General features: G+C 64.8%; 8 protein-coding genes. 1 reads left to right on the top strand and 7 read right to left on the bottom strand.

From position 1 onward, the window contains the following. Positions 1–275 precede the first annotated feature (275 nt). Positions 276–1,301 (top strand): LacI family DNA-binding transcriptional regulator, encoded by a 1,026-nt coding sequence (locus tag QC821_RS18915; RefSeq protein WP_309724647.1) that lies wholly within the window; start codon positions 276–278, stop codon positions 1,299–1,301. Positions 1,302–1,378: 77 nt separating this feature from the next. Here QC821_RS18915 and QC821_RS18910 read toward each other — a convergent pair whose 3' ends face one another. From QC821_RS18910 to gyrA, 7 genes are all read right to left on the bottom strand, one after another. Next, entirely contained in the window at positions 1,379–2,263 is an 885-nt protein-coding gene (locus QC821_RS18910; protein ID WP_309724645.1) for a PRC-barrel domain-containing protein, read from the bottom strand. A 145-nt stretch (positions 2,264–2,408) separates the two neighbouring features. After that, positions 2,409–4,259, bottom strand: coding sequence for a 30S ribosomal protein S1 (rpsA, locus tag QC821_RS18905; RefSeq protein WP_309724643.1), 1,851 nt, complete (start codon positions 4,257–4,259; stop codon positions 2,409–2,411). 11 nt (positions 4,260–4,270) lie between these two features. Beyond that, the gene (gene cmk / locus QC821_RS18900) at positions 4,271–4,954 is read right to left on the bottom strand and encodes a (d)CMP kinase (protein WP_309724641.1); all 684 of its coding nucleotides are present in this window, start codon (positions 4,952–4,954) and stop codon (positions 4,271–4,273) included. Next, the gene (locus QC821_RS18895) at positions 4,951–7,242 is read right to left on the bottom strand and encodes a bifunctional prephenate dehydrogenase/3-phosphoshikimate 1-carboxyvinyltransferase (RefSeq protein ID WP_309724639.1); all 2,292 of its coding nucleotides are present in this window, start codon (positions 7,240–7,242) and stop codon (positions 4,951–4,953) included. Before QC821_RS18895 ends, cmk begins: the two co-directional genes overlap by 4 nt. Before the next feature lie 2 nt (positions 7,243–7,244). Further along, a complete protein-coding gene (gene pheA / locus QC821_RS18890) occupies positions 7,245–8,336 on the bottom strand; it encodes a prephenate dehydratase (RefSeq protein WP_309724638.1) in 1,092 nt (363 codons plus the stop codon). Positions 8,337–8,338: 2 nt separating this feature from the next. Further along, on the bottom strand, positions 8,339–9,421 hold the full coding sequence (gene serC / locus QC821_RS18885) for a 3-phosphoserine/phosphohydroxythreonine transaminase (protein WP_309724636.1): 1,083 nt from the start codon (positions 9,419–9,421) through the stop codon (positions 8,339–8,341). 209 nt (positions 9,422–9,630) lie between these two features. Next, positions 9,631–12,351: a DNA gyrase subunit A gene (gene gyrA / locus QC821_RS18880; RefSeq protein ID WP_309724634.1), complete on the bottom strand. Its 2,721-nt coding sequence runs from the start codon at positions 12,349–12,351 to the stop codon at positions 9,631–9,633. Positions 12,352–12,636: the final 285 nt, after the last annotated feature.

Raw genomic sequence — 12,636 nt, 5'->3', positions numbered from 1 at the left:
GCCATGGATGGCGCAAGGTAGCGCCCAGGGACGGGTTTACAGCGCCTCCTCGCAGGCCTGCCGCCGGATCAGTCCCGAGCGGTGCCGCTGCCATGCACTTGCTCGGCTCAACGATTGCACCGCTCTTTCGCGATGACTGCTCTTTCGCGATAACTGCTCTTTCGCGATAACTGCTATCCAGCGAAGACGTCTGGTAGCGCTGTTATGTTAGCGCTAACATCCTTTTTAGTAGAGACCATCGCCATCAGCAAGACAGGTTTGCAAGGACACGACCAATGTCTAAGTCATCTCCCCCGCGCCGCAGACGCGGCTCGGCACGCACCACCCTGAGCCAGGTCGCCGATGCCGCCGGGGTCTCGGCGATCACCGTATCGCGAGCCCTCAACGCTCCGGAGCGGGTCAACGCCGAGACCCGCCGGCATATCCTCGCCACCGTCGAGCGGCTCGGCTACGTGCCCAACCTGGTCGCCGGCAGCCTGGCCTCGGCCAGTTCGCGATTCATCGCGGTGATCGTGCCATCGCTGGCCAATGCGGTATTCATCGAGGTGATCCAGGGGCTGCAGGAGACCTTCGAGGCCGAGGGCTACCAGATCCTGCTCGGCAATACCGACTACGACCTCGACCGCGAGGCCCAGCTGGTGCGCACCTTCCTGGGCTGGTCATGCTCGGCGCTGGTCACCGCCGGGCTGCGCCACAGCGACGCCTGCCACAGCCTGCTGAGCCAGTGGGACAAGCCGATCATGGAGATGATGGAGCTGGGCGAGGCACTCGACCTCAACGTGGGGCTGGATCACAGCGAGGCTGGGCGCTGCATGGCCCGCCACCTGCTGACGCGCGGCTATCGCCAGATCGTCTACGTCGCTGGGCGCATGGCCGAGGACTACCGTGCCGGGCTGCGCTACGCCGGCCATCGCGAGATACTCGAGGGCGAGGGGCTGGCGGCGCCGCTGCTCGACCTCGCCCACCTCGGCAGCCTGGAAGCAGGCGCCGCGGCCTTGGAGCACGTACTCGAGACCCACCCCCGCGCCGACGCCGTTCACTTCGCCAACGACGACCTGGCCACCGGTGCACTGCTCCACGCCCAGCGCCTCGGCCTCGGCGTGCCCAAGGACATCGCCATTGCCGGCTTCAACGGCCTACCGCTTGGCCAGCATGTAACGCCGAGGCTGACCACCATTCGCTCGCCGCGCCGGCATATGGGCCAGCTGGCCGCCCAACGCCTGCTGGCACGCCTGGAGGGAGACGCGGTGTCACGCCGCCAGGACGTGGGGTTTGAACTGCTGCCCGGCGACAGCACATAAAAAAACGCGGCCGAAGCCGCGTCAATGATCGCAGGACCGCTACTACTCGCGATGGATCAAACCTTCATAAGCGATGTTCAATTATTGCCCTGCATGGACTCGAGGAAGGTGCTATCGCCGTCAAGGTCCTCGTACTGGTCGCTACCATAGTCGCCGGAAACACCGTCATCACTCGAGCGAACTTCGAGCTCATCATCGCCGCGAAGCGCTAGATCATCCAATCTGTAACCCATCTCATCGGCGCCGAAACCCAGGAAACCCCCTTTCGAGATTACGACGTAGATGTCGTTGCTCTGGGTGTCGCGAACCACGCGCTTGACGTCACCAATCTCTTCGTCGTCTTGCTGGCTATAGAGGGTATAGCCTTCGAGCTCACTGACCCTCCTGTTCATCAGCTCGTTCCCCTCAGCGCCCTGCTCCTGAGAGGCCTGATCGGCATCCTGTTGCGCCTGATCCTCGTCATCTGGATCACGCATTTCGGCTTCAGCTTCTTCGGCGCGCTCAACTTCAACGTTGGCTTCACCCGTCTCTTCTACGCTGACATTGGGCTCGGATTGTTCGACGGTGACATTGGGATCCGCCTGTTCAATCGTAACCTCCGGGGCCTGCTGCTCGACAGTGACATCCGGCGGCTGTTGCTCGACTTGAATGTCGGCCGGCGCCTGCTCGACCTCGACATCAGCCGGCTCGCCCTCCACGCGGACCTCGGCTCCCTGGTCTTGCAAGTCCTGATTTCCCTCATCATCCTGGGCGAGAGCGCCTTGGGCAAGCCCGATGCTCAAGGCACCGATTGCAATAGAAAGTGCTGTCCTTTTCATTCCAAACTCCTTCTTCATTAGCTGACCTTGGCTTGCAATCTTTCTGCTACTAACCTCCTGTGCGTTGGCCGACATATCAGCACTGCGGCACTGTTTCCCGTCACTCACGGTGAAATATGCTGCTTCAGGCTGCTGACCACTCATAGGCTGAGCCTAGTAGCTAAGCAAGAGATCATCTGTGCGCTGGTCAACATAGCCAGGGGCTTTCAGCTGAGCCAAAAAAAACGCCGCCTCCCGAAGGAGGCGGCGTTTGTCGATCCAGCGAATCGCGGCTAGCGCGCGACGCAGATCAGTCCTGACCCATCTGCTGCTTGATCAGATCACCGATAGTGGTCGCGCCACTGCTGTCGGAGCTCTCTTCACGCAGCTTCTTCAGGTTCTGACGGGTATCGTCCTGATCCTTGGCCTTGATCGACAGGTTGATCGCGCGGTTCTTGCGATCCACCCCGACGATGCGGGCCTCGACGCTGTCGCCTTCGCTCAGCACGTTGCGCGCGTCTTCGACGCGGTCAGCGCTGATCTCGGAGGCCTTGAGGATGGCAACGACGTCGGTCGCCAGCTCGACGTGGGCTTCCTTGGCGTCGACTTCGACCACGCGGCCGGTGACAATGGCACCCTTGTCGTTGACAGCCAGGAACTCGGAAACCGGATCGGTCTCGAGCTGCTTGATGCCCAGCGAGATGCGCTCACGCTCCGGATCGATGGAGAGAATGACCGCTTCGGCTTCGTCGCCCTTCTTGAACTGACGCACGGCTTCTTCGCCGGTTTCGGTCCAGGAGATGTCGGACAGGTGCACCAGGCCGTCGATGCCGCCTTCCAGGCCGATGAAGATGCCGAAGTCGGTGATCGACTTGATGCTGCCGGCAACGCGGTCGCCCTTGTTGTAGCGTGCGCTGAAGTCTTCCCACGGGTTGGTGGTGCACTGCTTGATACCCAGCGAGATGCGACGACGCTCCTCGTCGATATCCAGCACCATGACGTCGACATCGTCACCCACCTGCACGACCTTGGAGGGGTGGATGTTCTTGTTGGTCCAGTCCATTTCGGAGACGTGAACCAGACCCTCGACGCCCTCTTCCAGCTCGGCAAAGCAGCCGTAGTCGGTGAGGTTGGTGACGCGGGCGGTGACCTTGGTGCCTTCCGGGTAGCGCGCGGTGATGTTGACCCACGGATCTTCGCCGAGCTGCTTGAGGCCCAGCGAGACGCGGTTGCGCTCACGGTCGAACTTCAGCACCTTGACGTTGATCTCGTCGCCTACGGCAACGATCTCGGACGGATGCTTGATGCGCTTCCAGGCCATGTCGGTGATGTGCAGCAGGCCGTCGACGCCACCCAGATCGACGAAGGCGCCGTAATCTGTGAGGTTCTTGACGATACCCTTGATCTGCTGACCTTCCTGGAGGGTGGCGAGCAGCGCTTCACGCTCGGCGCTGTTCTCGGCTTCGAGCACGGCGCGGCGTGATACCACCACGTTGTTACGCTTGGCATCGAGCTTGATGACCTTGAAGTCCAGCTCTTTGTGCTCGAGGTGCGTGGTGTCGCGCACCGGACGCACGTCGACCAGCGAACCCGGCAGGAAGGCACGGATGGAGGCGACGTCGACGGTGAAGCCACCCTTGACCTTGCCGTTGATCACGCCTTTGACAATCTCTTCTTTCTCGAAGGCGGCTTCCAGCTCTTTCCACGCCTCGGCACGCTTGGCTTTCTCGCGGGACAGGCGGGTCTCACCGAAGCCATCTTCGACGGCCTCCAGGGCCACCTTGACTTCATCGCCGATGGCAATGGTCAGTTCGCCATTGTCATCGCGGAATTGGGAAACAGGGATCTGACCTTCGGACTTGAGGCCGGCATTGACGGTGACCCAGTCACCTTCGATGTCGACGACGGTCGCCATGACAATGGCACCCGCCTCCATGTTGATGTCCTGGAGAGACTGTTCAAACAACTCAGCAAAGCTTTCGCTCATGATGTTCCTGTGATCAACGTTTTGATGGCGGCGAACCGCCCTTCTCCGTACCACCAGCGAGTACGGGCCTACTGCAATGATCCCCGGGGACGTTGGCGCTGGTTCGACCTGGCCTGGCTTTCTGAAATGAGACTGCCGTGCCACGTCATGACGTCTTGCCGGGGGCTCCGTCATGGATCGTCAGGTCACGCTGTGAGGCCTCGCTGGGCCAGCAGCTGCGTCAACCGATCCACCACTTCCGGTATGGTCAGGCGCGTGGAGTCAAGCGTAATGGCGTCATCGGCCGGCTTGAGCGGGGCCACGCTGCGCTGCATGTCGCGCGCATCGCGTGCCTGAATCTCTTTTAAAAGACTCGATAGACTAGCAGTCGTACCGCTTTCCTGCAACTGCAGGTGACGCCGTCGGGCCCGCTCCTCGGCCGATGCGGTAAGAAAGATCTTGAGCGGTGCCGCGGGAAACACCACGGTGCCCATGTCGCGGCCGTCGGCGACCAGCCCGGGGGGCGTGGCGAAGTCGCGTTGGCGCGCCAGCAGTGCCTCGCGCACCGGGTTGAGCGCCGCCACCTGAGAGGCGCGGTCGCCGGCCTGCTCGGTGCGAATCGCACGGGTCACGTCCTGGCCTTCGAGCAGCACCCGGGGCTCGCCGTCCTCGACCAGGAACTCGACGTCGAGACTTGCCGCCAGCGCCGCCAGGCCCTCGGCGTCGTCCAGCGCCACCGCGTGCCGGGCGGCGGCTTCGGCGGTGAGCCGATAGAGCGCCCCGGAGTCGAGCAGGTGCCAGCCGAGGCGCTCGGCGACCAGCCGGCTGATGGTGCCCTTGCCGGCGCCACCCGGGCCGTCGATGGTCAGCACCGGTGCTTGATCGCTCATGCGCCCCCCCCGCCGTCGACTCGCTCCTCGTCCAGGCTCAGGCCAACCTTGCGCGCCAGATCGATGAAGCCGGGGAAGGAGGTCGCGACATTGGCACAGTCGTCGATGACGATCTCGGCATCGGCGCGCAGCGCGGCAATGCTGAAGGCCATGGCGATGCGGTGATCACCCAGGCTGTCGATGCGCCCGCCGCCGTAGCTGGGGCCGTTGCTGCCCTGGCCCGGGGCGCGACCGACGATGTCGATGCCGTCGGGGTGCAGGGTGTTGTCGACGCCCAGCGCGGTGAGGCCATCGGCCATCGCCTGCAGGCGGTCGGACTCCTTGACCCGCAACTCCTCGGCGCCGCGCAGGCGCGTGGTGCCCTCGGCGTTGGCCGCGGCGATGAACAGTGCCGGGAACTCGTCGATGGCCAGCGGCACCTGGTCCTGGGGAATCTCGATGCCCTTGAGCGGGGTATAGCGTACGCGGATATCGGCCACCGGCTCGCCGCCCACCTCGGCCTGGTTACTGAGCTCGAGGTCGGCGCCCATGGCCTTGAGGATATTGATCACACCGATGCGGGTCGGGTTGATGCCGACGTGCTCGAGCATCAGGTCGGCGCCCGGGGTGATCGCCGCGGCGACCAGGAAGAAGGTCGCCGAGGAGATATCCGAAGGCACGTCGATGGGCCCCGCGGTGAGCGTGCCGCCGCCCTCGAGCCAGCAGGTGTCGCCATCGCGCTGCACGGCGTAGCCGAAGCCGTTGAGCATGCGCTCGGTGTGATCGCGGGTCGGCGCTGGCTCGCGCACCTGAGTGACGCCCTCGGCGTACATGCCGGCCAGCAGCAGGCACGACTTGACCTGGGCGCTGGCCATCGGCATATCGTAGTTGATGCCGGCTAGCCGGCGCCCGCCCTTGATCTTGAGCGGCGGCCGGCCGCCTTCGCGGGTCTCGATCTCGGCGCCCATGGCCCGCAGCGGGTCGGCCACGCGCCCCATGGGGCGCTTGGTCAGCGAGGCGTCGCCGATCAGCTCGCTGTCGAAGGCCTGGCCGGCCAGCAGGCCGGCGAACAGCCGCATGGCGGTGCCGGCATTGCCGACGTAGAGCGGCCCGGCGGGCTGCTGGAGGCCGTGCATGCCGACCCCGTGAATGGTCACCCGGCCCTGATGCGGGCCTTCGATGGCCACGCCCATCTCGCGGAAGGCCTGCAGGGTCGCCAGGCTGTCCTCGCCCTCGAGGAAGCCCTTGACCTCGGTGACGCCCTCGGCCAGGGCGCCGAGCATGATCGAGCGGTGCGACACCGACTTGTCGCCGGGCACGCGGATACGGCCGGTCACGGAGCCACCGGGGGCCACCCGGTAGCGAAGCGCTTGCTGTTGCATGGTGTGGTCACTCACCTGGTAGCGGGTCTTGTTGAGTAGCGTATCGAAATAGTGCCGGGCATGGCTGGCACGGTCGATGGTGGCCAGCATGGCGTCACTGTCGCCGGCTTCCACCTCGCGGCGCAGCCGCGCCAGGCCGGCCTCGAAGTCGTCTAACGCATCGAGTACCGCATGCCGGTTGGCGGTGAAGATATCGCGCCACATCACCGGGTCGCTGCCGGCGATGCGAGTGAAGTCGCGAAAGCCGCCGGCGGCGTAGCGAAAGATGTCCAGCCGCTCGTCCTGGCGTGCCAGGGTGTCGACCAGCGAGAAGGCCAGCAGGTGCGGCAGGTGGCTGGTGCGCGCCAGCACTTCGTCGTGGCGCTCCACCTCCATTTCCAGCACCTCGGCGCCGCACGCCTGCCATATCGCCCGCACCCGGGCCACTGCCTGGGGCTGGGTATCATGCTGCGGCGTGAGGATGACCTTGTGATGTCGGAACAACGCGGGGTTGGAGGCCGCCACGCCGCTCTTCTCGGAGCCGGCAATGGGATGGCCGAGCACCAGCTGCGGCGGCACGCGGCCGAAGGCGCGCTGGGCGCAGTCGCGGATCGCCGCCTTGGTGCTGCCGACGTCGGTGATCACCGGCCAGGCGTGCTCGGGGCACTCGGTCAGCGCCTCGGCGAGATGCGTCATTACGCTGTCCATGGCCAGTACCGGTACTGCCAGCACCACCAGGCTTGCACCCTCGAGCTGCTCGGCGAGCCGCGTGCCGCCGCTGTCGATCACGCCCATCTCGATGCCGCGGGCAATCTCGTCGGCGTCGCGGTCGCACCCGGCGATGGCACCGCTAAACCCCGCCTCCTTGAGCGCGGCGGCCAGTGAGCCGCCGATCAGGCCGAGGCCGACAATCAGGATCCGCGTTTCCTGCACGCCTGTTTCCTGCATGCCTAGAGCACGCCCATCGGGTAGGAGCCGAGCACCTTGAGATCGGCGGCGCGCAGCCGTACCTCCTCGAGCACCGCGGCGACCCGCGGCTCGTCGCGGTGGCCCTTGAAGTCGATGAAGAACACGTAGTTCCACACCCCGCTGCGCGAGGGACGCGTCTCGAGGCGAGTCAGGTCGATGGCGTGGCGGTGGAACGGTTCGAGCAGCTCGTGCAGCGCACCCGGCTGGTTGCGCATGGCAACGACTACCGAGGTCTTGTCCTCGCCGGACATAGGCACGTCGTGGTTGCCGATGATCAGGAAGCGCGTGGAGTTGTCGGGGCTGTCCTCGATCTTCTCGGCGATGCGCTCCAGGTCATACAGCTTGGCTGCCATGTCGCCGGCGATCGCCGCGCTGTGCCACTCGGTCTTGACCAGCTTGGCGGCCTCGGCGTTGGAGGCCACCGCCACCCGCTCGGCGTGGGGATAGTGGGCATCCAGCCACTTGCGGCACTGGGCGAAGGACTGCGGGTGGGAATAGATCCGCGACACCTTGTCCTTGCGGGTGTTGCTCGACACCAGCAGGTGGTGGTGAATGCGCAGCACCGCTTCGCCGCAGATGCGCATCGAGGAATCCATGAAGGAGTCGAGGGTATGGTTGACCACGCCCTCGGTGGAGTTCTCCACCGGTACCACGCCGTAGTGCACGGCGCCGGCCTCGACCTCGCGGAACACTTCGTCGATGGCCGCCATCGGCAAGCTCACCGCGCTGTGGCCGAAGTGCTTGAGCGCCGCCTGCTGGGTAAAAGTGCCTTCGGGGCCGAGATAGGCGACCTTGACCGGCTGCTCCAGCGCCAGGCAGGCCGACATGATCTCGCGGAACAGCCGCGCCATCTCCTCGGCGTCCAGCGGGCCCTCGTTGAGGGCCATGATCCGCCGCAGTACCTGGGCCTCGCGCTCGGGGCGGTAGAAGACCGTATCGGGATCCTCCTGGGTCTTGATCTCGGCCACCCGCTTGGCGCAGGTGGCACGCTCGCTGATCAAGCGCAGGATATCGCTGTCCACTGCGTCGATGCGTTCACGCAGTGCGTCGAGACTCTGCGGGGTATCGCTCATGGTCATCCCCTTCTGTGTTCGAAATCGGTCATGAACTCGATCAGCGCGTCGACCCCCGCCTCGGGCACGGCGTTGTAGAGGCTGGCGCGCATGCCGCCGACGCTGCGGTGGCCCTTGAGATTGAGCAGCCCGGCCGCTTCGGCCTCGGCCAGGAACGGCGCATTGAGCGAGTCCTCGGCGAGTACGAAAGGCACGTTCATGCGCGAGCGGTTGCGCGGGGCAATCGGGTTGGAATAAAAGTCGCTGGCGTCGATGGCCGCATACAGCTTGGCCGCCTTGCGGTCGTTGATGGCATTCATCGCCGCCAGGCCGCCGACATCGTGCTTGAGCCACTGGAATACCAGACCGGCCAGGTACCAGGCGTAGGTTGCCGGGGTATTGAACATCGAGCCGTTCTCCGCCATGACCTTGTAGCTGAACATGGTCGGCGTCTCGGGCCGTGCGCGCTCGAGCAGGTCGTCGCGCACGATGACCAGCGTCAAGCCGGCCGGGCCGATGTTCTTCTGCGCCCCGGCGTAGAGCACGCCGAATTTGGAGACGTCGAGCGGCCCCGAGAGAATCGATGACGACATATCGCAGACCAGCGGCGCCTCGACCTCGGGGATATAGTCGAACTCGAGCCCGCCGATGGTCTCGTTGGCGGTGTAGTGCAGGTAGGCGGCATCGGCGGAGAGCCGGATCTCCTCGGGCCGCGGCACCGCGGTAAGGCCGTTGCCTTCACTGGAGGCCGCCACATGGGCGCCGGCCAGGTGCCTGGCCTCGCTGATCGCCTTCTTGCCCCAGATGCCGGTATAGAGGTAGTTGGGCGTACCGCCCTGGCCCAGCAGGTTGTAGGGCAGCATGGCGAACTGCATCGACGCACCGCCCTGCAGGAACAGCACCCGGTAGTTATCGGGGATCGCCAGCAGCTCGCGAATATCGGCCTCGGCCTGCTCGGCGATGGCGGTGAACTCGGGGCTGCGGTGACTCATCTCCATCACCGACAGGCCGCGGCCCTGGTAGTCGAGAAGCTCGTCGCGGGCGCGCTCGAGTACCGCCTGGGGAAGCGCCGCGGGACCGGCGCAGAAGTTATAGTGACGTGTCATCAGCGTGGTGTTCCGTTATCGCGGTAGCACTTGTTTCATGTCCTGCCAGGCGATGAGCTAACCCGGCGACAAGCCTTCGCGAGGGCGCTGTAAACCCGTCCTTGGGCGCTACTTTTGCCATCCATGGCAAAAGACCCTCGCTCCGACTTATCCCCGGTGCTCATCTCGGCATACCAACCCGGCACTCATCGCAGCATGGCAATCAGGCCTTATTCGTCAGGCTTGCCTGGCTCATCCACCTGGTTGGTTGATGCGTCGCCTGCGCCCTGCTCCGCGTCACCTTCCTCGGCGTCGGCAGCTTCGCCGTTAACCGGCTCATCGCTCGGCTCGTCGATGCGCACGGTCTTGACCAGCTTCTCGTCGTTGCCGAGGCGGATCAGCATCACGCCCTGGGTATTGCGCGAGGTGATCGAGACTTCGTCGACCCGGGTGCGGACCAGAGTGCCGCGGTCGGTGATCAACATCATCTCGTCGGCGGAGTAGACCTGCATCGCCGCCACCAGGGAGCCGTTACGCTCGCTGGTCTGCATGGCGATCACGCCCTGGCCGCCGCGCCCGCGCAGCGGGAACTCCTCGAGGCGGGTGCGCTTGCCGTAGCCGTTCTCGGAGGCGGTGAGGATATAGATCTGGCCGCCGTTGCCGTTGTCGATGACCACGCCGTTCTCGTCCTCGCCCTCGACGTCGGCCTCGGCGTCGATCTGCTGGCTCTGGGGGATGATCAGGCTGATCACCTCGGCGTCTTCGAGCAGGCGCATGCCACGCACGCCGCGGGCGGTGCGGCCCATCGAGCGCACGGTGGTCTCTTCGAAGCGGATCGCCTTGCCGTTGGACGACAGCAGCATGGCGTGGTCGCTGCCCGAGGTGATGGCGGCACCCACCAGGCGGTCGTCCTCTTCGAGGTCGATGGCGATCAGGCCCACGCTGCGCGGCCGCGAGAACTGGTCGAGGCTGGTGCGCTTGACGGTGCCCTTGGCGGTGGCGAAGAAGATGTAGCTGTCGGCGCGGTAGTCGCGCACCGGCAGGATCGCGTTGATCGCCTCGTCTTCGTCCAGCGGCAGCAGGTTGACCAGCGGCTTGCCCCGCGAGCCGCGGCTGGCATTGGGCATCTCGTAGACCTTGAGCCAGTAGACCTTGCCCTTGTTGGAGAACAGCAGCACGGTGTCGTGGGTCGAGGCCACCAGCAGGTGCTCGATGACGTCCTCGTCCTTCATGGCGGTGGCCGACTTGCCGCGTCCACCGCGGCGCTGAGACTGGTAGTCCGAGAGCGGCTGAGTCTTGGCGTAGCCGGAGCGCGACAGGGTGACCACCATGTCCTCCTCGGCGATCAGGTCCTCGATGCGCAGGTCGAGGTGGCTGGCCTGGATCTCGGTGCGGCGCTCGTCGGCGAACTGGTCGCGTACCGCGATCAGCTCCTCACGGATCACCTCGAGCAGACGATCGGCGGAGGCCAGGATCTCGCTGAGCTCGGCGATCTGCTCGAGTATCTTCAAGTACTCATCGAGCAGCTTCTCGGTCTCGAGCCCGGTCAGGCGGTGCAGCCGCAGCTCGAGAATCGCCTGGGCCTGGGCCGGCGACAGACGGTATTCGCTGCCGGTCTGGTTGAGGCCGAAGCCCTCCTCCAGGTCTTCCGGCTTGCACGAGGTAGCGCCGGCGCGCTCGAGCATGCCGGTCACCTGCCCCGGCTGCCACACCGCGGCCAGCAGTTTCTCCTTGGCCTCGGTGGCGCTCGGCGAGGCCTTGATCAGCTCGATCACCTCGTCGATATTGGAGATGGCGACGGCCAGGCCTTCGAGGATATGGCCACGCTCGCGGGCCTTGCGCAGCTCGAAGATGGTGCGCCGGGTCACCACCTCGCGGCGATGACGGATGAACGCCTCGAGGACTTCCTTGAGGTTGAGGATCTTCGGCTGGCCATCTTCGATGGCCACCATGTTGATGCCGAAGACGTTCTGCAGCTGGGTCTGGGCGAACAGGTTGTTGACCACCACCTCGCCGGACTCGCCGCGCTTGACCTCGATCACCACCCGCAGACCGTCCTTGTCGGACTCGTCGCGCAGCTCGGCAATGCCGTCGATCTTCTTGTCCTTGACCAGCTCGGCGATCTTCTCGATCAAGCGCGCCTTGTTCACCTGATACGGCAGCTCGCTGACGATGATGTGGTCGCGGCCGGACTTGTCGTCGTGCTCGATGGTGTGGCAGGCGCGCACGTAGATGCGCCCGCGGCCGGTGCGATAGGCCTCGAGGATCCCGGCACGGCCGTTGATGATGCCCCCGGTGGGGAAATCTGGCCCCGGCACGTGCTCCATCAGGTCGTCGACCGTCAGGGTGTAGTCATCGATCAGCGCCAGGCAGGCGTTGATGATCTCGTTCATGTTGTGGGGCGGGATATTGGTCGCCATGCCCACGGCGATGCCCGAGGAGCCGTTGATCAGCAGGTTGGGCACCTTGGTCGGCAGCACGTCGGGGATACGCTCGGTGCCGTCGTAGTTGTCGACCCAGTCGACGGTCTCCTTGTCGAGGTCGGCCAGCAGCTCGTGGGCCAGGCGCGCCATGCGCACCTCGGTGTAACGCATGGCGGCGGCGTTGTCGCCGTCGATGGAACCGAAGTTGCCCTGGCCGTCGACCAGCACGTGGCGCATCGAGAAATGCTGCGCCATGCGTACGATGGTGTCGTAGACGGCACTGTCACCATGGGGGTGATACTTACCGATCACGTCGCCAACGACACGCGCCGATTTCTTGTAGGGTTTGTTCCAGTCGTTGCTGAGCTCGTTCATGGCGAACAGCACGCGACGGTGGACCGGCTTGAGGCCGTCGCGCACGTCGGGCAGTGCTCGGCCGATGATTACGCTCATCGCGTAATCGAGGTACGACTGCTTCAGTTCGTCCTCGATGTTGACTGGCAGAATCTCTCTGGCAATGTCACCCATGGGTCGTCAAATCCTTTGCACTGCGACAGGTTGGCGCTACGGGATGCTTTTGGAATAGCCGCGTAACAGCAGAGCCGGAGTATATCACCGAGCGCTGGCAAAGGCAGCCGCCGGCGCCTCTCCATGGGTCGTGGCAGCAACCTAATCGCGACTAAAGTCGCTCCCACATTTGCCAGAGGCGCCATTCCACTGTAGGAAATGGGATGGACCCGTCCCCCCTTGTGCCAAGATGAGTTTGCAACGCCATCTTGGGTGCATGGGGCACCACACGGCATCTCGGAAAGA

Source organism: Franzmannia qiaohouensis (assembly GCF_031451695.1).
In the GTDB taxonomy this organism is placed as follows: domain Bacteria; phylum Pseudomonadota; class Gammaproteobacteria; order Pseudomonadales; family Halomonadaceae; genus Franzmannia; species Franzmannia qiaohouensis.
This window is presented reverse-complemented; position numbering and strand designations above follow the sequence as displayed.

Coding starts and splice junctions, on each gene's coding strand:
- QC821_RS18915 (WP_309724647.1), top strand. CDS start 276: ATGTCTAAGTCATCTCCCCCGCGCCGCAGACGCGGCTCGGCACGCACC.
- QC821_RS18910 (WP_309724645.1), bottom strand. CDS start 2,263: ATGAGTGGTCAGCAGCCTGAAGCAGCATATTTCACCGTGAGTGACGGG.
- rpsA (WP_309724643.1), bottom strand. CDS start 4,259: ATGACGGAGCCCCCGGCAAGACGTCATGACGTGGCACGGCAGTCTCAT.
- cmk (WP_309724641.1), bottom strand. CDS start 4,954: ATGAGCGATCAAGCACCGGTGCTGACCATCGACGGCCCGGGTGGCGCC.
- QC821_RS18895 (WP_309724639.1), bottom strand. CDS start 7,242: ATGCAGGAAACAGGCGTGCAGGAAACGCGGATCCTGATTGTCGGCCTC.
- pheA (WP_309724638.1), bottom strand. CDS start 8,336: ATGAGCGATACCCCGCAGAGTCTCGACGCACTGCGTGAACGCATCGAC.
- serC (WP_309724636.1), bottom strand. CDS start 9,421: ATGACACGTCACTATAACTTCTGCGCCGGTCCCGCGGCGCTTCCCCAG.
- gyrA (WP_309724634.1), bottom strand. CDS start 12,351: ATGGGTGACATTGCCAGAGAGATTCTGCCAGTCAACATCGAGGACGAA.